This window comes from Paenarthrobacter sp. CAP02 (genome assembly GCF_040137855.1).
Taxonomy (GTDB): Bacteria; Actinomycetota; Actinomycetes; order Actinomycetales; family Micrococcaceae; genus Arthrobacter.
On record NZ_JBEEII010000003.1, the window covers coordinates 231,773 to 252,268 of the forward strand.

At 62.9% G+C, this 20,496-nt stretch carries 17 protein-coding genes; 10 read left to right on the top strand and 7 right to left on the bottom strand.

Annotation, left to right across the window (positions count from 1 at the left end; all coding sequences use genetic code 11):
- Positions 1–20 precede the first annotated feature (20 nt).
- Positions 21–836: an RNA polymerase sigma factor gene (locus ABHM97_RS06680; protein WP_349470043.1), complete on the top strand. Its 816-nt coding sequence runs from the start codon at positions 21–23 to the stop codon at positions 834–836.
- Between the two features lie 76 nt (positions 837–912).
- On the opposite strand, the gene ABHM97_RS06685 is transcribed toward ABHM97_RS06680, so the two are convergent.
- Positions 913–1,407 carry a MarR family winged helix-turn-helix transcriptional regulator gene (locus ABHM97_RS06685; protein ID WP_349470044.1) on the bottom strand — a complete coding sequence of 165 codons (495 nt, stop codon included), beginning with the start codon at positions 1,405–1,407 and terminating at the stop codon, positions 913–915.
- Positions 1,408–1,509: 102 nt separating this feature from the next.
- On the opposite strand from ABHM97_RS06685, the gene ABHM97_RS06690 reads away from it, so the two are divergent.
- Positions 1,510–2,667: an FAD-dependent oxidoreductase gene (locus ABHM97_RS06690; protein WP_349470045.1), complete on the top strand. Its 1,158-nt coding sequence runs from the start codon at positions 1,510–1,512 to the stop codon at positions 2,665–2,667.
- A gap of 96 nt (positions 2,668–2,763) precedes the next feature.
- Here ABHM97_RS06690 and ABHM97_RS06695 read toward each other — a convergent pair whose 3' ends face one another.
- Entirely contained in the window at positions 2,764–5,157 is a 2,394-nt protein-coding gene (locus ABHM97_RS06695; RefSeq protein ID WP_349470046.1) for an ATP-binding cassette domain-containing protein, read from the bottom strand.
- Positions 5,158–5,287: 130 nt separating this feature from the next.
- On the opposite strand from ABHM97_RS06695, the gene ABHM97_RS06700 reads away from it, so the two are divergent.
- The 3 genes from ABHM97_RS06700 to ABHM97_RS06710 are packed head-to-tail and all read left to right on the top strand — an operon-like array spanning position 5,288 to position 8,275.
- Entirely contained in the window at positions 5,288–6,424 is a 1,137-nt protein-coding gene (locus tag ABHM97_RS06700; protein ID WP_235522042.1) for a type III polyketide synthase, read from the top strand.
- Entirely contained in the window at positions 6,421–7,149 is a 729-nt protein-coding gene (locus ABHM97_RS06705) for a class I SAM-dependent methyltransferase (RefSeq protein WP_349470047.1), read from the top strand. Before ABHM97_RS06700 ends, ABHM97_RS06705 begins: the two co-directional genes overlap by 4 nt.
- Positions 7,142–8,275 (top strand): FAD-dependent oxidoreductase, encoded by a 1,134-nt coding sequence (locus ABHM97_RS06710; protein ID WP_349470048.1) that lies wholly within the window; start codon positions 7,142–7,144, stop codon positions 8,273–8,275. The genes ABHM97_RS06705 and ABHM97_RS06710 overlap by 8 nt, the downstream gene beginning before the upstream one ends.
- On the opposite strand, the gene ABHM97_RS06715 is transcribed toward ABHM97_RS06710, so the two are convergent.
- The gene (locus ABHM97_RS06715; protein WP_235522039.1) at positions 8,276–8,683 is read right to left on the bottom strand and encodes a nuclear transport factor 2 family protein; all 408 of its coding nucleotides are present in this window, start codon (positions 8,681–8,683) and stop codon (positions 8,276–8,278) included.
- A 50-nt stretch (positions 8,684–8,733) separates the two neighbouring features.
- On the opposite strand from ABHM97_RS06715, the gene ABHM97_RS06720 reads away from it, so the two are divergent.
- Positions 8,734–9,408, top strand: coding sequence for a peptide deformylase (locus ABHM97_RS06720; protein ID WP_235522038.1), 675 nt, complete (start codon positions 8,734–8,736; stop codon positions 9,406–9,408).
- A 31-nt stretch (positions 9,409–9,439) separates the two neighbouring features.
- Here ABHM97_RS06720 and ABHM97_RS06725 read toward each other — a convergent pair whose 3' ends face one another.
- Positions 9,440–11,455, bottom strand: coding sequence for a S9 family peptidase (locus ABHM97_RS06725; RefSeq protein WP_349470049.1), 2,016 nt, complete (start codon positions 11,453–11,455; stop codon positions 9,440–9,442).
- Positions 11,456–11,524: 69 nt separating this feature from the next.
- Between ABHM97_RS06725 and ABHM97_RS06730 the strand changes: the two genes are divergently transcribed.
- The 4 genes from ABHM97_RS06730 (at position 11,525) to ABHM97_RS06745 (ending at position 14,582) form a co-directional block, all read left to right on the top strand.
- Entirely contained in the window at positions 11,525–12,367 is an 843-nt protein-coding gene (locus ABHM97_RS06730) for a methyltransferase domain-containing protein (protein WP_349470050.1), read from the top strand.
- A gap of 81 nt (positions 12,368–12,448) precedes the next feature.
- Positions 12,449–12,910 (top strand): NfeD family protein, encoded by a 462-nt coding sequence (locus ABHM97_RS06735; protein ID WP_349470051.1) that lies wholly within the window; start codon positions 12,449–12,451, stop codon positions 12,908–12,910.
- A 90-nt stretch (positions 12,911–13,000) separates the two neighbouring features.
- Entirely contained in the window at positions 13,001–13,978 is a 978-nt protein-coding gene (locus ABHM97_RS06740) for an SPFH domain-containing protein (protein ID WP_235522034.1), read from the top strand.
- A 256-nt stretch (positions 13,979–14,234) separates the two neighbouring features.
- On the top strand, positions 14,235–14,582 hold the full coding sequence (locus ABHM97_RS06745; protein WP_011774875.1) for an RNA polymerase-binding protein RbpA: 348 nt from the start codon (positions 14,235–14,237) through the stop codon (positions 14,580–14,582).
- Positions 14,583–14,659: 77 nt separating this feature from the next.
- Here ABHM97_RS06745 and ABHM97_RS06750 read toward each other — a convergent pair whose 3' ends face one another.
- The 3 genes from ABHM97_RS06750 to ABHM97_RS06760 form a co-directional block, all read right to left on the bottom strand.
- Complete coding sequence (locus ABHM97_RS06750; protein ID WP_349470052.1) at positions 14,660–15,403, bottom strand: polyprenol monophosphomannose synthase; 744 nt, start codon at positions 15,401–15,403, stop codon at positions 14,660–14,662.
- Positions 15,404–15,804: 401 nt separating this feature from the next.
- Positions 15,805–17,463 (bottom strand): amidohydrolase, encoded by a 1,659-nt coding sequence (locus ABHM97_RS06755; RefSeq protein WP_349470053.1) that lies wholly within the window; start codon positions 17,461–17,463, stop codon positions 15,805–15,807.
- 48 nt (positions 17,464–17,511) lie between these two features.
- The gene (locus tag ABHM97_RS06760; protein WP_349470054.1) at positions 17,512–20,487 is read right to left on the bottom strand and encodes a DEAD/DEAH box helicase; all 2,976 of its coding nucleotides are present in this window, start codon (positions 20,485–20,487) and stop codon (positions 17,512–17,514) included.
- Positions 20,488–20,496: the final 9 nt, after the last annotated feature.

Genomic DNA, 20,496 nt, shown 5'->3' on the forward strand with positions numbered 1-20,496 from the left:
CCACCTGAAAGGCCCCTCTCATGTCCGCTCAAACCGCCGACCCGGCTGCCATCACTGCGCAGGCTCATGCCGCCGACGTACGGAAAGCGTGGGGGAGAGGTGGGGCTGCGCATCAGGCCGATGGAAGCTGGTCCGATGCCTTGTTGGTGTCCGCTGTACGTCGGGGGGACCTCGCGGCGTTCGCCGAGCTGTATCGTCGCCATTTGGCGGTGGCCGGTTACGTGGCCCGCGCGGAGTGCGACACCGGCAACGATCCGGACGACGTCGTGGCAGAAGCCTTTGGTTCGGTGTTTGGATCACTGGCCAAAGGAGGCGGGCCCCGCGAGTCGTTCCAGGCGTACCTGACGACAACTGTCAGGCGAATTGCACATCGGCGCAACATCCAGGGCCGACGACGTGCAACGCTTGGTTACGGCAGCGCCGTGGATTCCCTGGTTCTCAGCGAGGACTCGAGCATCAAGGCTTTCGAATCCACGACCCTGATGAGGGCCTTCCACTCGTTACCTGTGCGATGGCAGGCGGTTCTGTGGTGCGCGGAAGTTGAAGGCCTGAAACCTGCGGGTACGGCGCGGGTCATGGAACTGAGCCCCAATGGAGTTTCTTCGCTGCTTGTCAGGGCGCGTGAAGGGCTCCGGCAGGCGTATCTCCAACAACATGTGCAATTCTCGCCGGACGATCCCTGCATCGATTTTTCCCGACACTTGGGCAAGTTCGTCAGGAACGCCGTTCGTAAGGCCGCGCGGCAGAGGCTCGATCACCATGTGGCTGTGTGTCATCGCTGCCATGAAACAGTGCAGGATCTTAAAGAGATCCACGCGGGTATGGCTGGTGCCTGAGGGGAGCCCCGATTTACCTTTACTTTACATAATGTAGATTATCGGCACTTAATGTTGAGAGCCGGAGTGGGTGCCCTTAGGTCCCGGCAGTTCCCGGATTGCCCAAGCGCGACGCAGCTTTCTTCTGGATCTTCGCAGCTCTGGTTGAGTAGTCGGCGATGGTCCGCAGTTCGTCGTCGCTGTACCCCTCAAGAAGGCGCCCGAGTCCGTCCATGAAGTCGACGAAATACGGTGTCGCAGCGGTGACCTGGTCGCCGATCAGCTCGATCAGTACCTTTCGTTTGTCCTCGTCGCTCCGGACCCTTCTGGCGACTCCCTTGGCCTCCAGCCGTTGCATGAGGCCGGTGACTGAGGCAGGCGCCAACCCTGAATGCTGTCCGAATTCCCCTGCTGTCATGGGCCCAAAGCGCAACAGGATATCGATGGCTTTACCCTCCGTGGCGGACAACCCGCGCAGCTCGGACAGCTTGGTGTGGAACATGACGGCGGCCGTCGAAAGCTCCCTTCCGGAAGTGAAAACGGCGTCCATCAGGGCTTGCCGGTGGGCGCTGTGCTTGGCTTCGGATTCCATGCGACGAGGCTAGCAAGTTATTTCGTTTTCCCGAAAGGATTGCAGTCCGCACGCTCCAGCTATATATTTCGTTTGTCCGAACGAAATAAAATGGAGCACGACATGATGAACTGTTTGGTCATTGGAGCTGGGATCGCCGGGTTGGCCTCCGGAATTGCACTACAGAAAGCCGGACATCGGCCGGTCATCTTTGAAGCCTACGACGCACCCTCCGACGGTATTGGCGGCTTCCTCACAGTTGCCGTCAACGGCTTTGACGCGTTGGAAACACTTGGCCTCAAAGACGACGCCTGTCGCTTGGGTTTCCCCACTCCCCTGATGTCCATGTACCTGGGCAGCAACGGGAAGCACCTCATCGACTTCGACTATGGCGGCTCCTTGCCGGACGGCACCACCGCCCGAACCATGACCCGCTCGGAGCTATACGGCATGTTCCGCGAAGAGGCCAGCCGACGTGGCATCGGTATCGGCTACGGCAAACGGCTCACCGCGGTGGAAGAACGGCCCGACGGCGTGACCGCAGTTTTCGCCGACGGAACCTCAGCCGCCGGAGACGTCCTGATCGGTGCCGATGGACTCAAGTCGAAGGTGAGGGACCTCATCGACCCCTCCTCCCCTGCGCCCAGGAGCATTCCGCTGCTCAACACCGGCGGCATCGTGCCAGCCGGAGTCCTCCCTCCGGGGACGATCGATGTGGAGGTTGGCCGCATGAAGATGGTTTTTGGAAAACGCTGTTTCTATTGCTACATGCGGGATCCCGACGGGCGGGTGTGGTGGTTCGCCAACCCGCTGGAACGGTCCTCGGAAGATCCTGCCGCTTTGGATGCCGGGGCCCGCAAAGCGTGGCTGACACAGCTCGTGGAACGCGATCGCACACCCATGGCTGCGATCGTTGCCGCGACTGATGACGTCATCCGGCCGTATAGGACCTCCGACTTTCCGGGCATCCCGCGCTGGTGGCGCGGAAGAATGGTCCTGGTGGGAGACGCCGCCCACGCGGCCTCGCCGTCCTCCGGACAAGGAGCGTCCATGGCCATAGAGGACGCCGTCACGTTGGGGCGCGCCTTGCGTGGCGCCGGGCCGGAACCGATACCTGAAGCCCTGGCCCGTTACGAAGCCGAACGCAGGAACCGGGCGGAGCTGGTGGTCCAGTGGGGGGCGACGGAATGCGGCACCGAAGATCAGGGGCCAATTCAAGCGGGTGTTCGAGGACATGACCCTGCCGCTGGTATTCCGTGCCCTCTCACGCAAGTCCGCTGACAATTTCGACTGGCTGTATCACCACCACATCGACTGGGACACGGCAAGCACCGCGGGCTCCTGACGAACGGACGTACCAGCGAACTGACCAAGAGCTCAGGCACCCACGTAGGCAGCCAAGTGCTTCCCCGTCAGCGTCCCCTTGGCGGCCACGAGGTCAGCCGGCGTTCCGTTGAAAACGATCCTTCCGCCGTCGTGCCCTGCACCCGGGCCAAGGTCGATGATCCAGTCGGCATGGGCCATGACGGCCTGGTGGTGTTCGATAACAATGACCGACTTGCCGGACTCGACCAGGCGGTCAAGCATGCCCAGGAGGTTTTGGACATCGGCAAGGTGCAGGCCGGTGGTTGGCTCGTCCAGGATATAGATGTCGCCCTTCTCTGACATCTGGGTGGCCAGCTTGAGGCGCTGGCGCTCACCGCCGGACAACGTAGTGAGAGGCTGGCCGAGTGTCAGATAGCCGAGCCCGACGTCGGCCATGCGTTCCAGGATCTTGTGGGCTGCGGGAGTGCGGGCGTCACCCTCGGCAAAGAAGCGTTCTGCATCGACCACGGACATTGCAAGCACTTCTGCAATATTGCGCTCCCCGAGGGTGTATTCCAGGACAGCCGCCTGGAATCGTTTCCCGTCGCATTCCTCGCAGGTCGACTCCACCGTAGCCATGACGCCAAGGTCGGTATAGATCACGCCGGCGCCGTTGCAGGTGGGGCATGCGCCTTCCGAGTTGGAACTGAAGAGCGCCGGCTTGACTCCGTTCGCCTTTCCGAACGCCTTTCGAATCGGCTCCAACAGGCCCGTGTACGTAGCCGGGTTACTGCGGCGTGAACCCCGGATGGCGCCCTGGTCGATGACGACGACCCCTTCACGGGAGGCTACTGAGCCGTGGATCAGGGAGCTTTTGCCCGAACCAGCCACGCCGGTCAGGACGCAGAGGACGCCCAGGGGGATGTCGACGTCGACATTCTTGAGGTTGTTGGTGGACGCGCCGCGGACCTCGAGTTTGCCGGTGGCAGGACGAACCGAGGCCTTGATGCCCGCCCGGTCGTCGAGGTGCCGGCCCGTGATCGTGTCGCTGCCGCGCAACCCCTCAACATCGCCTTCGAAGCAGACAGATCCGCCGCCGCTGCCTGCGCCGGGTCCAAGGTCAACCACGTGGTCGGCAATGGCGATGGTTTCGGGCTTGTGCTCCACCACAAGGACTGTGTTGCCCTTGTCCCTGAGCTGCAGCAGGAGTTGGTTCATGCGCTCGATGTCGTGGGGGTGCAAACCGATCGTTGGTTCGTCAAAAACGTACGTGATGTCGGTCAGGGAGGACCCCAGGTGGCGGATCATCTTGGTCCGCTGCGCCTCGCCCCCGGACAGGGTTCCTGCCGGGCGATCCAAGGAAAGATAGCCAAGACCGATGTCGGCGAAGGAGTCCAGGAGGTGTTGGAGGCCCTTCAGCAGCGGAGCAACAGAGGGCTCGTCGATTCCCCGGATCCAATCGGCGAGATCGCTGATCTGCATGGTGCAAACATCGGCGATGCTCTTGCCTTTGATCTTCGAAGACCTGGCTTCGGGACTGAGCCTGGTGCCGTCACACTCGGGGCAGGTGGTGAAGGTGATGGCACGTTCAACGAAGGCACGAATGTGTGGCTGCAGGGCGTCGACGTCCTTGCTGAGCATCGATTTCTGGATCTTGGGGATCACGCCTTCATATGTGAGGTTGATGCCCTCCACCTTGATTTTCGTGGGTTCGCGGTACAGGAGATCCTGGAGTTCCCTCTTGGTGAACTTTGCGATCGGCTTGTCCATGTCAAAGAACCCTGAGCCGCTGAAGATGCGCCCGTACCAACCGTCCATGGTGTAACCCGGGATGGTGAGCGCCCCTTCGCTGAGTGACTTCGTGTCGTCATACAGGGCCGTCAGGTCGAAGTCGTTGACAGATCCCATGCCTTCGCACCGCGGACACATACCACCCAGCCGGTTGAACGTAGCTTTTTCCGTCTTGGTCTTGCCTTCCCCGCGCTCCACGGTGATGGCGCCGCTGGCTTTCACCGTTGGCACGTTGAAGGAATAGGCGTTGGGCGAACCGATGTGCGGGTGGCCGAGGCGGCTGAAAAGGATGCGGAGCATCGCATTGGCATCAGTGGCTGTACCCACCGTAGACCTCGGGTTGGAGCCCATCCGTTCCTGGTCGACGATGATCGCCGTCGTGAGGCCCTCAAGCATGTCGACGTCGGGCCGGGCCAGGGACGGCATGAAGCCCTGCACGAAAGCGCTGTAGGTCTCGTTGATCATTCGCTGGGACTCAGCAGCGATGGTTGCGAAGACGAGGGAACTCTTTCCGGAGCCGGAGACACCTGTGAAGACCGTGAGCCTGCGCTTCGGGATCTCGATGGTGACGTCTTTCAGGTTGTTCTCACGTGCACCCTGGACCCTGATCAGATCGTGGGTGTCGGCGACGTGCGACGCGGGAGATGACGTGTGCGTGCCCGTGGCAATACTCATGATTTCTCCATCTGTTAGGCGGCGTTGCCCAACAGTCCCCTGTTGGCGCCCCTGGCTCTCACCGGCCAACCTCGACCAGTAGCTTCGATTCTGCCATTGTCTTCCACGCATTACTCGCTAAGAATGGAGCATGCCGGTATATGTGAGGTCCCTCGAAACCGCAGTTCCGCCAACTATCCTTGTCCAGCAGGAAGCACGGGAAGTTTTTGCGTCCCAACCGGGCCTTACCCGGCTCGGAACACGGCTTGTCTCCACGTGCTTTGACTCTGCCGCGATCGACACCCGCTATACGGCCGTGGAAGAACTCAGCCTGGACTCCCATCCGGAGAATCCCAGGTTCTTCGACCCGGAAACGAACATGGTGCTGAGCCCCAGCACCAAGGTCCGCAACGAGATCTTTGCCACCGAGGCCACCAAGCTCTTCGTGGAGGCCGGCAAGTCAGCGGTGGCCCGGGCCGCCGGAATCGACCTGGACGATATCACCCATGTCATCACCGTTTCGTGCACAGGATTCTTCAATCCCGGACCGGACTACAAAGTCGTGCGGGCACTGGGCTTGAACCCCGCTGTACAGCGCTACCACCTGGGCTTCATGGGCTGCTATGCAGCGTTCCCGGCGCTCAAGGCGGCGAAGCAATTCTGCCAGGCTGACCCTGGGGCCGTGGTCCTGGTGATCTGCGTGGAACTCTGTTCGCTGCACGTCAGGACCTCCAATGATCCCGACACGATCATGGGTTCGGCCATTTTTGGTGATGGAGCTGCCGCCGCCATCGTCACCGCCCGTGAACCGGAAGGCCCGGATCCGGTCATCAGGCTGGACCACTTCGAGACCGTCCTCACCCCTGTGGGCGAAGAAGCGATGGCCTGGAACATAGGCGACGAAGGTTTCGAAATGGTCTTGGGGTCCTACGTACCCCACATCATCGAGGAACACATCACTGGGGCGCTGGAGCCGCTGCTGGCCAAGGAACCCCAATTGGCAGGCCTGCCCTACCGCGACATCACGCACTGGGCCATCCACCCGGGTGGACGCAGCATCCTGGACAAGGTCGAGTCAAAGCTTGAACTCACCCAAGAGCAGTTGGTTCCGGCCCGCGAGACCCTGCGGGAGTACGGCAACATGAGCAGCGCCACCGTCCTGTTCGTCCTGAAGTACATGTTGGAACAGGACGCAGCCGAACGTGAGGAACGCATCTGCTCCATGGCGTTTGGTCCAGGCCTGACGGTGGAAACTGGCCTCTTCACGCTGGTCTCCCCCGCACTGTGAGCCCGTGGGGTTCCTTTAAGGACAGGGACCTGCAGGCCGTAGAGGAAATGGACAGGCCGGATTGCGATCCCGTGCGCCTGAACCGGACTTACGCGCGCTTTCCGGTGGTCAACAGTCTCTTGTCCGGCTGGCATCGCACCTATGTGCAACGGATCCGGCCCTTGATGTCCACGACGGATCCGGTGTCATTGCTGGATGTCGGCTGCGGCAGCGGTGACGTTGCCCGGAGCCTGGCGCGATGGGCGCAACGCGATGGGTTCCGGCTCGAGGTGACTGCGATCGACCCGGACCTTCGGGCGCACGAATTTGCCCTCCATGCGCCCCGCGTCGAGGGTGTCACCTACCGGCGTGCGCACAGCTCCCAGCTGGTAGCCGAGGGCAGGACCTTCGACGTCGTGATGTCCAACCACATCCTTCACCACCTCGACGCCGATCAGCTCGCCGGAGTGCTACGGGACTCAGAGCTCCTGGGCCGGCGACTCGTCCTCCACAACGATCTGGTACGCAGCAATATCTCCTACCTGCTGTTCATGGCGGGCTTTTGGCCCCTGGGCCTCGGCTCCTACATCTGCGGGGACGGCCTGGTGTCCATCAAACGCAGCTATACCCGTGCGGAACTGAGGGCAGCCGTTCCCGGCAACTGGACGGTGGAAGCCAACGGCCCCTGGCACACCCTGCTCGTCTACGATGCCGCAGGCGCCAGTCAGGAGGGCGAAAGTGTTTGACGTTGTGGTGGTCGGCGCCGGGCCCGTAGGCCTGTTCATGGGCGCCTTGTTGCTGCAACAGGGGCATACGGTCAGGATTCTGGAACGGCGGCCCGCCCGGAGCCATCGGTCCCGCGCCATCGGCATCCACCCCCCGGCGCTGGGCCAGCTGGCACGCGCAGGAGTGGCGGCTGAACTGACAGAGGCCGGAGTTCATATCCGTCGTGGACTTGCGTACAGCCGCGGAAAGCGGGTGGCCGAACTGCCGTTCTCCGGCGATCCCGACTTTCCGTTTATCCTCGCCGTACCGCAGCCCCTCACCGAAAAGGTCCTGGAGGAGGCCGTAGTGCGCCTTGATCCTGGAGCGATCATCCGCGGGGCCGACGTCATGAGCCTCGTCGAGGACAGTTCAGGAGTGGTGGAGGTGGCTGCGGCCATACCCGCCGGAGAGAAAAAGTTCACGGCCCGCCTGGTGGTAGCCGCCGACGGTGCCCATTCAACTGTTCGCCGGCAGATTCTGCCGGAACTGCCGGCACGCAGCTACCCGGACAGCTACATCATGGGTGACTTCTCTGACGCCACCGGTCATGGCTCCGATGCGGTGCTGTATCTGGAACCCGAAGGGATTGTGGAGTCGTTTCCGCTGCCGGGCGGGGTGCGAAGGTGGGTGGTGCGGTTGGGTGAACCGGATCAAGGCTCGACGGCGGCCGGGCTGGCCGGTCTGGTGGGGGCCAGGACCGGCGAGGTGCTTGACCCGGCCAGCAACACCATGATCAGTGCCTTTGAAGTACGGTCCCGCCTGGTACGGAGGATGGTTCACGGCCGGGTGGTCTTGCTCGGTGACGCCGCCCATGAGATCAGTCCGATTGGTGGGCAGGGCATGAACCTGGGATGGCTGGATGCGGCGGAACTCGCGCCAATAATGCACGCTTCCCTCATGGGGAATGATGTTGGGCGTCGGCTTGCACGGTTTGAGGTAACCAGGCGCAGGACAGCGTTACGGGCTTCGCGGCAGGCCGGCTTGAACATGGCGCTGGGCAGGCCGCTGCCTCCGGCCGTCATGGAAACCCGGAACAGGCTTTTTGCTGCGGCTTTGGAGCTTCCTGCTGTGGCAGCGCTGGTGGAGCGGCGCTTCACCATGCGCTGATTATTCCGGCGCGGTGTAGTAGCAGTCGTAGGTGTCCTGGCTGATGATGAGCCCGTCGCGGAGCTCGAAGACGGCCGTGCTGCGGGCCCGGATAGTGTCGCCGCGATCCCAATGGGGAAGGTCAAGAAGCAGCGTGGCCGACCAATTCATTTCGAGCACGACCCGGTCACCCTGGCAGGTGGTCCGGACAACGTCGAATGTTTGCTTGGCAACGATGTCTTTGCTGTGGTCCGCCCCGGAGAGCGTCTCGGCCAGGTTGCGGGTGGAACCTGATTTGGACAGTGCGTGTGGCCACTCGGTGAGCGTGAAGTCCTCGGCGAGGAACGGCCGCAGTTCTGCAGCCCCGCCGCCGGCTTCTACGGTCCTGACGAAGGCAAGGACCTGGTCCAAAGGAGTGGAATGGCTCATCCGTCGAGCCTAGCCCACCGTCGCGGACACCTCCGCGCTAGGCTCAAGGCATGACGCATCAACCTCATCCCGAGGCGCCCAGCCCCGCCACCGACTTCAACCCCACGCAGATCAGGGATGCTGTCCGAAGGCTGCTTGACGCAGAGGGGCTTCCGGCAATTGTCCAGGCGGGTCATCCTGTCCTGCGTCATGTTGCGGCCCCCTTTGATGGCCAGATCGACGACGTTGAGTTGCTGGCACTCGTTGATCGGATGCGTGAGGTCATGCATGACGCTCCGGGCGTGGGCTTGGCTGCCCCGCAGTTGGGCATCCCCCTTCAACTGGCCGTCCTTGAGGACAAATACGAGGTTGATCCGGCGTCAGCAGCTGTGCGGCACCGGGAGCAGCTGGAGTTCTTCGCCATCATCAACCCGACGTACAAGCCCCTGGGATCGGAGACGGCCTCATTCTTCGAGGGGTGCCTTTCTGTCGCCGGATACCAGGCTGTGGTGAAACGCCATCGGAACGTCGAGTTGCGATACACGGATACGGCCGGCGAGCCCGTGGAAGAGTGGTTCTCCGGGTGGCAGGCCCGCATCGTGCAACATGAAACGGACCACCTCCACGGAACCCTTTACCTGGACCGTGCCGAATTACGGTCACTGTCCAGCAATGCGGAGCATTCAGCGCGGTGGGCTGCACCGGATATCGATGAAGCACGCAGGACTCTCGGTTTCCAGCCCTGACCCGGAACCGGCCCCGGGACGCGGCAAAGACCTAATCCGCGAGGTGATTGGAAGCCGTGGGAAGGTACCGCGCCCACCAGCGAACGATGTGGTCGAAGCGCTGCTTCCGATGATGCGGGGTGCCGGAACGGGACAGTTCGTGATCCTCACCAGGGAAGACCAGCAGGGCTGTTTCCACCCCTTGCGCCTTGAGTTGCGAGTAGTACCGCTGTCCCTGCTCAATGGGGCAACGAAGGTCATTCTCGCTGTGCACCACAAGGGTGGGAGTGCGGACGTCAGTGACAACAGCCATTGGACTTTGCGCCGCCATCTGTGCGGCCATCCCTCCGGTGTATTCCGCGCCGAAGAACCAGCCAATGTCAGAGGAACCGGCGAAGCTGACAGGGTCCAGGTATCCGCGTTCAACGATCGCGGCCTTGAACCGGTGGTCATGCGCGATGATCCATGCGGTCAGGAAACCGCCGTATGAGCCTCCCATGATTCCCACCCGCTCCTTATCCAGGGCGCCGAAGCCAGCCAAAGCGGCGTCAAGGAAAGCGAGGACATCCTGCATGTCAACGGTGCCCATGCGTTCCTTGAGTGCACGTCCGTGGGCTTGGCCATAGCCGGACGAACCGCGGGGGTTGCACATCACCACGGCGTAACCGGCGGCAGCATATACCTGTGCCTCGTCGAAGAACGCTCCGGTGTACTGGGCAAAGGGCCCGCCGTGGATGTTGAGGAGGACCGGGTGTGGGCCGGGCCCGTCTGGTAGCACAACCCAGCCCTGGACAGGGTGCCCGTCTCCGGAAGGTGCCTCGAATTCCCTGGGCTCAATAACCCGCGACTCGTTCCGGAGTGTGGCCGAGAAGTCCGTGAGGAGACGGATTTCACCGCGTTCCAAGGTTGCGACGTCGCCCACTGTGGCGGCGTCGGAGAAGCTGACCGCGATTTCACCGTTCGCTGCCACCGTGGCGCCGAGGACGACCCTGGCCCCGTGCACCAGCGGGGTGATTGCTCCTCCGGCAGACACTTCCAAGAGTTCAACGCTGCCCAGCGCGTTGTTCAGGACCAGCACACTGTCAGGACCACTGGGCTCCAACGGTCCCGACACGTCCAAATGTTCGACGTCGGTCAGGGTTACTGCCTCTCCCCCGCCGACGGGCATGACGTGGAGCGCAGTGTTGCGCGCGACGAAGTCCCGGCCCGTGTCACCCATATCCTGCGCAAGATAGAACAACCACTGCCCATCGGAGGATGCGAGGACGTCCGTCACGGTCTGCAGTCCGGCGTTGGAAGGTTCGACGGCGGTCGGCTGGCCTCCGTGGGTGGCGATCCGGTACACGGAGGTGACGAGGTCGTCGTCGTGTCCTTCATGGAGGGCCGCCACGAAGTAGAGCTCCCTGCCGTCAGCGGAGAAGCATGGGGACTCATGGTCGGAATCGCCGAACGTGAGCTGCTTTGCCGCTGGAATTCCCTTGGATGGATTCTTCGGCTGTTCGTGCGCGGCCCTGCCCCGCGGGGTGACGGCCGGTTCTCCGCCCAGCTCCGGTACCTCCACGATGAACAGTTGCTGGCGCTGGTCGGCGGTATAGCCGAGCCCGTTCATCCTGTACTGGTTTGCGGTGACCAGGCGGGCGTCCTCAGCTCCGGAACCGACGCCGTCGACTGTTCCGTAGCGCCCCTGCTCCGGTACGCGCGAGGTGAAGGCAATGCGGTGGGAGTCCGGCGCCCACCTGAAGCCGGAGACTCCCAGCGGTTGGTCCGTGATCCGCTGGGGCTCCCCGCCGGCCGCTTCCACCACGAAGAGTTGCGGCTTACCGTCTGGTTCGCTGCGGATGAAGGCCAGGACCAGTCCGTCGGGCGAGAACGCCGGGGAGGTGTCACGGAACCCACGGGTGATCCGGCGTGAGTGTTTGGTGCTGTCCAGGGGAACCGTCCAGAGCTGTCCCACGTAGCTGTCCGCTTCGAAGTCGGGCCTGGTGACGGACACGACGGCTTTGCTGCCATCAGGGTGGATTGCGGGGGCGGACACGGAGTTCAGCAAAGGCAGTTGCTCTGGTTTCACGTTGGTGAGCCTAGCCCGACGGCTGCGGCGCCGGCACCAGACACTCCGGCCCGCCGTAGGATTGGAGCCATGTTGCCTGATGCCGTTGCGGCCCTCCGCTGTCCTGTTTGCCATGGGCCGTTCCGGCTACTTGAGAAGCCGCTAAGGACCCTTTCTTGCCCTTCCGGGCACCTTTTCGATGCGGCACGGCAGGGATACTTCAACCTGCTGACCGGCAAAGGCACGGTGTTCGAAGCCGATTCCGCCGCCATGGTTGCAGCACGGCAGCGTTTCCTTGACGCGGGACACTATGACGATCTTGCAGAGGCAGTTTCGAAGTCGGTGCGGACCGTGCTCCACGGACCGGAGTCCCTGGTCCTTGACGCTGGGACGGGAACGGGCCATTACCTGCATCGGGCCATACAGGGATCCAGCGCTTCTGCCGTAGGCCTGGACATCTCCAAGTTCGCGCTTCGGCGGGCTGCCCGGCTGAATCCGGACGTGGCCAACCTCGTCTGGGACATCTGGCGCCCCTTGCCCTTGGCCGATGACACCGTGGACGCCGTCATGGTGGTCTTTGCGCCGAGGAATCCGGCGGAGTTCGCCCGTGTCCTCCGTCCCGGGGGGACGCTCGTGGTAGTGACTCCCCGGCCTGGCCACCTCGAGGGGATCGCCGAGCGCGCGGGCATGCTTGGAATTGAAGAAGGCAAAGCGGAACGGCTTGCCGAGTCCTTGCGTGGGCATTTCACGTCAACGTCCAGTACGGACCTGGATATCCCGCTGACACTGCGCGGGCCGGAGATGGCGGACCTTGCTTTCATGGGACCTGCGGGGCACCACCTGACCCCCGTCCGGTTGGCTGAACTGGCCGCCTTCGACGGTTCCGTTTCCACCACCGCCATGTTCCGGATCAGCGTGTTCACCGTGTCCTGACGTGGGAGGGCGCGCCGGGCTAGGATGGAAGAACAGCGACTGTGATCCCTCCTGAAGGGGTCCGGGACCAAGGGGGAACCGATGTTCGAATGGCTCGGCGAGAATTGGTGGGCATTGTGGCTCACCCTCTTCCTCGCGTTTGCAGTGGTGGAGATGCTGACTCTCGACCTCTTCTTCATCATGCTGGGCGGCGGAGCCGTTGCAGGCCTGGTGGCCGACTTCGCCGGTGCCGAACTATGGCTGCAAATCGTCGTCTTCTGCGTGGTTTCACTCTTGATGATCGTCTTCCTGCGACCCGTTGCCCTGAGGCACCTGCACAAGGGGCCCGAAGAGCAGCGTTCCAACATCGACCGCCTGATCGGACAACCTGCCCTGGTCATTGAAGCCGTTACCGGCACCAGTGGACTCGTCAAAATAGGCGGCGACGTTTGGACTGCCCGCAGCGCCGCCGGCACCCTGGACGCCGGAAAGACAGTCCAGGTCACCAGAATTGACGGCGCGACGGCGGTGGTCGCCACGCCTGCCGAAAACAGCCCGCTCTAGGGCGCGACGCCCGCCAGCCGGTTACCGGGCCGGCGGGGACACCCGTGCACAGCGGCATCAAACCACGCAATTGGGGAACGAAGGAGATGTATGGACGGCTTAGGAGGAACAGCAGCAGCAATTGTGCTGATTGTTCTCGTCATTTTTGTGATCATAGTGTTGGTCCGCTCGGTGAGGATCATCCCGCAGGCGCGCGCCGGCGTCGTTGAACGGCTTGGTAAGTACCAGCGCACGCTCAATCCGGGACTCACCATCCTGATCCCGTTCGTCGACCGGCTCCTGCCGTTGCTGGACCTGCGCGAGCAAGTCGTGTCGTTCCCGCCTCAGCCGGTCATTACCGAAGACAACCTGGTGGTCTCGATCGACACCGTGGTGTACTTCCAGGTCACCGATCCCAGGGCGGCTACCTACGAAATCGCCAACTACATCCAGGCTGTGGAGCAGCTGACTACTACCACGCTGCGTAACGTGGTGGGTGGCCTCAACCTCGAAGAGGCACTGACGTCCCGCGACCAGATCAACGGCCAACTCCGTGGTGTATTGGACGAGGCAACAGGCCGTTGGGGAATCCGCGTTTCCCGGGTCGAGCTCAAGGCCATTGATCCGCCCCACTCGATCCAGGATTCGATGGAAAAGCAGATGCGCGCCGAACGTGACCGTCGTGCGGCCATCCTGACCGCCGAGGGCACCAAGCAGTCGCAGATCCTGACAGCGGAAGGCCAGCGCCAAGCCGCTATCCTCGCCGCCGAAGGTGATGCGAAGGCTGCTATCCTCCGCGCCGACGGTGAAGCCCAGGCCATCCAGAAGGTGTTCGACGCGATACACAAGGGGAACCCGGACCAAAAGCTGTTGGCGTACCAATACCTGCAGACGCTTCCCAAGCTTGCCGAGGGCAGCTCCAACAAGCTGTGGATCATTCCCAGCGAAGTCGGCGAGGCACTCAAGGGAATCGGCGGTGCCCTCGGGGGCGCTACGGGAGAGTCTCCTGTAGCTGGTCTCTTTGGCGGCAACGAACAAGCCAAGTCCGCCGAGACTGCACCGGTGGCGCCGTCCCGGAGCGCCGAGTAAACGCAGCGCCAACACGCGACGAACGGCCAGCCCCAGTGGCTGGCCGTTCGTCGCGTCCAGCCCCTTTGAGTACGGAGCGCCGATCCGCGTATAATGGGATATTTGTCCGGCTGGTTCAGCGTGGATGGAACATAAAAGCTTTGCCAGGCGTTGCAATTAGTGATGCAAGGTGTGCAGAAGTAGTCCGTAAGGATCGTGAAAACGGCTTACGGCTAGCGCGGGGTTACTGCTCCGCGAACAGACAGAGGGAGTAATCATGAGCGATCGCAGCCTGCGGGGTATGCGTCTTGGCGCCCAGAGCATGGAAACCGAATCCGGTGTTGAGCCGGCACCGCGCCAGCGGGTCGAGTACCGTTGCGAAGATGGAGAGCAGGTCTTCGTGACCTTCTCCTCAGAAGCCGAGATCCCCCCGGTTTGGGTTTCCAAGACCGGCAAGGAAGCACTCCTGGTTGATGGCGAGCGTCCCGTGGATGCCAACGAGAAAGCTGTCCGTACGCACTGGGACATGCTCCTTGAGCGCCGCAGCCTTCCTGAACTGGAGCAGATCCTTGAGGATCGTTTGAACATTCTGCGTGAGCGCCGTGGAGAACGCCGCTCCGCATAGCAATCCAGCTACACCAAAGGCCGGCTCCGATTCCCTGAGGGGAAATCGGAGCCGGCCTTTTTGGTGTGCAGTGGCGGTTACTTGGTGACCGCCTGCGACTTCCGGGTGAGTTTGGCCCAGCGTGCTGCCAGCCCCCACCTGGTGACATTGATCATGGCCTCGACAACGATGTTGCCGCTCATCTTCGAGGCACCGAGTTCGCGCTCCACAAACGTGATGGGGCGCTCTTCGATGCGCAGGCCCAGTTTGGCTACGCGCCAGGCAAGGTCAACCTGGAAGCCGTAACCGACCGACTCGACCTCGTCCAGCTTCAGCGCTTCGAGGGTGCTGCGACGGAATGCGCGGTAGCCCCCGGTGACGTCTTTGATCTTGACGCCCAGCATGATGCGCGCATACGTGCTGCCGATCCGGGAGATGGCCTGACGGTAGAGCGGCCAGTTGACGACGCTGCCGCCTTCCACCCAGCGGGAACCCATGGCGAGGTCTGCTCCGTCCTTGACGGCATCCAGGAGGAGGGGAAGTTGCTCCGGCTGGTGCGAACCGTCGGCGTCCATTTCGACCAGCATGTCGTACCCAGCGGCGAGACCCCATTTGAAGCCTGCGATGTAGGCGGCCCCCAGGCCTTCCTTGCCCTTCCGATGAAGGACATGGACGTTGCTGTCCTCCGCGGCGAAGCCGTCGGCCAACTGTCCCGTGCCATCAGGGCTGTTGTCGTCAACCACCAGGACATCGGAATCGGGAACTGCTGCGCGGAGGCGCCCGAGGGTCTTGGGGAGCGATTCGAGCTCGTTGTAGGTGGGAATGATCGTCAGGACACGCAAGAAGAGGCCTTTCCTTGATGGAGCGGTCAGTGTGCCGGACCAGCCAGTCGGCTGGCATTCTGGCGCAACTCTCCATTATAGGACGACGCCGGGACCTCCTCGGGCGGCTGTGGCGCCGAACACATGTGCGGGCAGCTCCGCAGGCCCAGGGCCAGTAGTGTCGGGAAGCGAAGTCCAGGACAAACTGTTTTCTGGGTCACCGAGGATCTGCCCACTCATGTGCCGCCAACATGGAAAACCGGCCACGGCTGGACCGTTAGGCTCCGTGTGCTGCCTCTAAGTTGATCATCCGTTGAGCCTCAATGCTACGGACTCACAGCATGCTGTCAACCAGTCAATGACCTGCGGATCCGTCTGTATTCCCAGCTCAGAGCACTCGCGCTCCACGGAAAATTCGCCGGCTAGGACCGGAGTGCCTCATGGGCGAACAGCTCCTGTCCCTCCCGGACAGTCTGGAGGCAACGCGGATCGGTGCCGGTGTCCAGGGCAGGCAGCAGGGGTGTCCGCGCGCGGGGGTCCGTGCTCCAGGACTGGACCCTGCTATCAGCAACCTGGACCATGAGTTCGTCGACTTCCCACACCGCGAAACTGGCGGGGGCGCCGGGCACGAGCTGGCCCATCAGGGGGTTCCGATGCTTGGTGGCCCGCCAGCCGGCCCGGGTGTGGCCAAGGAACGCAGCCCTGGCTGAGATCCGCTGCTCGGGGTTGCTGTGCTCCAAACAGGCGCGGACGCTGGACCAGGGTTGCAACGGAGTGACCGGGCTGTCACTGCCAAAGGCAATGGGGACTCCACTGGCGTAGAAGGAGGCGAAGGGATTCATGGATTGGCTTCGCGCGCCGAGGCGCTGCGAGTACAGGCCGCCAGCTGCACCCCATGCGGAGTCGAAGCCCGGCTGCACACTGACGGTGATGGAGTACTTGGCCAGCCTGTCGATGGCAGCCTGGTCAGCCATCTCGACATGTTCCAGGCGGTGGCCGGCTGCACGGATGCGCTGCTCCCCCACCTCGGCGGCGGCCACGTCCAGCGCGTCCAGCACCGCAGCCAGTCCGGCGTCGCCGATAACGTGGAAGCCTGCCTGGATGCCCAGCAAGGACGTCGCTGCGATGTGCTTCGCTGCGTCATCCACCCCGAGGTACAGACTGCCGCGTTGACCGGGCGCATCAGAGTAATCATCCAGCAGCGCGGCCGTCCTTGAACCAATGGACCCGTCCATGTTGAGATCCCCGGCGAGTCCCCTCACATCGGTACCCAGGCCTGCCAGGATGCTTCGGGCATGCTCTTCGGAGGTAGCCAGTTCACCCCAGTACGGAAGTACCTCGGGACTGCCCGGCTGCCCATTCCATGATGCCGCCAAGCGAAGGTCTTCCGGGCCGCAGATGTGGGGTGCGGACATCTCTGCCAACGCCACATACCCGTTGGCAGATGCTTCCATCAAGGCCCGCTGCTGATGTGCGCGCCGCTGGTCTTCAGGGAACTTTCGGGCTGCCAGCCGGGCTGCCGTGTGTGCCGCGCGCACTGCCTGCGCGGTTCCTGACCACCCGTCCAGTCCCGCTACGTTGGCCTCGGCAGCCAGCGAAGGCGAGATCAGGGCTGAGTGGACATCGATGCGTGAGAGGTACACATGGCGGCCCCCCGATGCGCGATCCAGTTCTTCGAGGGTAGGAAGCGTGGGATCATCCCACAGCGTCTCGTCCCAACCGTGGCCCAGGATTGTTCCCGTACCACCCGAGGAAGCAACGGCGTCGAGCAGTTCCCTGGCCGAACGCACAGCGCCCAGCTGAAGGCCCGACAGGGCCAGCCCGGTTTCTGTCAGGTGCACATGCGAGTCGACAAAGCCCGGTGCCAGCAAGGCTCCGCGAAGGTCAATGATGTCCATTGATGAATCCGCAATGGAGGTTGCAGCCTGCTCAGAGCCCACCCATGCAACGGTATCGCCGTCAACCACCATGGCTGTTGCAAACGGATCCGCAGCTGTATAGATCGAACCATTGCGGTACATGGTGACCTTCTTGCCGGTCCCTGCGTGGTTATGGCCGGCAGGCACGCCTGGCTGGTTCATGCGTTAAGCTCCTTGAGCGGTTGAAGACGGTAATTCATGGAGGTGGCGTCAGGCCACGGTGGAATAGGCCACGACGCCGCGCCGGACCAGGTCGATGGACTCGCGGCAGATCCTGGACAGGCGGGGGTCCAGCTGGGGAATTTTGGCCAGTTGATCCAGGAGATCCACTACCTGCTTCGCCCATCGGACGAAGTCGCCGGCAGCTAGGTCGGTGCCGCTGAGGACATCCTGGAGGTGGCGTCCCTTGGCCCACTTGTACATGGGCCACATCAGTCCGAGTTCCGGCTCCCCGGTCAGCGGGAGCCTGTGGTGTTCTTCCGTGTCCTCCAGCTGTGACCACTCACGCACGACGATGTCCACGGCCGACTCGAGCGAAACCGAGGGCATCTTCGGCCTGAGCCCGCGGTCCTCGCGCTTGGCCTGGTACACCAGGGTGCTGGCCAGGGAGGCGAGCTCTGCGGCGTCAAGGTCGTTGATGGCGCCCTGCCGGACCGACTGGGAGATAAGGAGGTCCTTTTCTCCGTAGATGCGGCGGAGACGCTGGCCATCAGCGCTGATCGTCACATGACCAGCGTCGTCGGTCTCCAGGTAACCATAGGCCGAGAGGACGTCGCAGACACGGTCGAACGTCTTGGCGATAGTGTTGGTCCGGCCTTGGATCTGGCGAACCAATCCATCGGTTTCCTTGCGTAGTTTCCACCAGCGCTCCGACCAGCGGGCGTGGTCCTCACGTTCGCTGCATCCGTGGCAGGGGTGGGCTCGCAATGCACGCCGGAGATCCGCAATCTTTTTTTCCTGGTCCGGGAGCCGGGCACCCAAACCGAAGTCCTCGTGCCTGCTGTTGCGACGGCTCTGGGGTACGTCCTCACTGATGGCATGGCGCATGGCCGCGGCAAGGTCCCGCCTGGCCTTGGGTACTTTGGAATTGAAGGATTTGGGGATCCTGATGCGGGTAACCGGTGACACGGGCCCCTCCAGGTCGTGGACACCGATACGCCGGAGCTGGTTGTCGGATGTCAGCACCGAGGGCCGCGGCTCGCGGGCATTCCGATCCACCTCGAGGACCACTGCGTGTCCAGCCAATCTGCCGCTGTAGATGCTGATGACATCCCCAGGGATCAACCGAGTCAACGAGTCGGTCACATGGGAGCGGCGGGCACGCTGGTTATCCCGGGCCGCGAAGTTCTCGGCATCGCTGAGGTCGCGGCGGAGCTTGGAGTACTCGGTGAAGTCCCCCAAATGGCATTGCATGGACTTTGCATACCCGGCCAATGACTCCTCACGGCCGCGCACCTGCCGGGCGAGGCCCACGACGGATCGGTCAGCCTGGAACTGCGCGAAGGACGATTCAAGGATTTCACGGGCCCGCACACGACCAAACTGGGCGATCAGGTTGATGCTCATGTTGTACGTGGGGCGGAAGCTGGAGTTCAACGGATAGGTGCGCCGCGAAGCAAGGCCTGCGACGGCGGTGGGATCAGTTCCGGGCTGCCACAGCACCACGGCATGGCCCTCGACGTCGATGCCGCGTCGTCCAGCGCGACCCGTGAGCTGGGTGTACTCCCCCGCGGTGATGTTGACGTGCGCTTCGCCGTTGAACTTCTCGAGCTTCTCCAGGACCACGCAGCGCGCTGGCATGTTGACGCCCAAAGCGAGTGTTTCTGTTGCGAACACGGCTTTGACCAGTCCGTCTGCGAAGAGCTTTTCCACTACCTCCTTGAAGGTAGGGAGCATGCCGGCATGATGGGCGGCGAAGCCCCTGACCAGGCCGTCCCGCCAGCTCCAAAAGCCAAGGACATCGAGGTCGTCTGCAGGAATTTCGTGGCTTGCTTCGTCCACGCGCTGGGCAATGATCTGTTGCTCGCGCTCGGTTGTGAGCCACAACCCCGATGCCGCGCACTGGGCAACCGCGGCGTCACAGCCCGCCCTGGAGAAGATGAAGGTGATGGCAGGCAGCAGATCCTGGCGACGCAGGCTTTCGATCACCTGGGGGCGGCTGGCTTTGCGGACCGGGCTGCGTTGCTCGGACTGCTGCCGCTCATCCCTGGAGCGGTCCTGGCGGCGCCGGCTCCGGCCCCCGTGCCCGTATCGGCCGGCTGAGTTCATCCTGCTTTCCGAGCGTGCCATGGCCAGGAGGTCGGGGTTCACTTCAAATTCCCGGCTAACGAGGCTTTGGCTCGCCTTGGTCGATGCGGAGCGCGCGGAAGCCACTTTGCGGCGTTGGGGGCCGCTTGCCTCGACAGGGATCTCGGCGTTCTCGGAGAGATCAGGCACCTCGGGGTCCAGTGGGCCCGGCACGGCTGGAGCTATTTCATCGAACGTAGTGTCCCCGGCAAATAGATCAACGATCTCGCGGCCCACCATGACGTGCTGCCAGAGTGGAACGGGCCGGTGCTCCGAGACAATGACGTCGGTGTCACCCCTGACGGTGTCCAGCCACGCGCCAAATTCCTCGGCGTTGGAGACTGTAGCGCTCAAGGAAGCAACCTGTACCTCGCTGGGCAAGTGGATGATGACTTCTTCCCACACCGCCCCGCGGAAGCGATCGGCAAGGTAGTGGACCTCATCCATCACCACGAAGCCCAAATCACCGAGCGTCTCCGAATCGGCGTACAACATGTTCCTCAGGACCTCGGTGGTCATGACCACCACAGGGGCATCGCCGTTGATGGTGGTGTCACCGGTCAGCAGTCCCACATTGGCCGCACCGTACTTGGCCGCCAATTCGGAGAACTTCTGGTTGCTCAACGCCTTAATGGGGGTGGTGTAGAAAGCCTTAAGGCCGCGTTCCAAGGCAAGGTAGATGGCAAACTCGCCAACGATTGTCTTGCCGGCCCCGGTCGGGGCGGCCACCAGGACTCCCCGTCCCTCCTGAAGGGAGCGACACGCGTCCCGTTGGAAGTCGTCGAGTTCGAAATCAAGCGAACGGGCAAAGGATCCGAGATACGTTTTCGACTCGGCCGCCCGCTGGGCTGCGGCCTGATAACGGTCGGACGGTGATGGAGACCCGGAAGTGGAGGACATGCCTCAAGC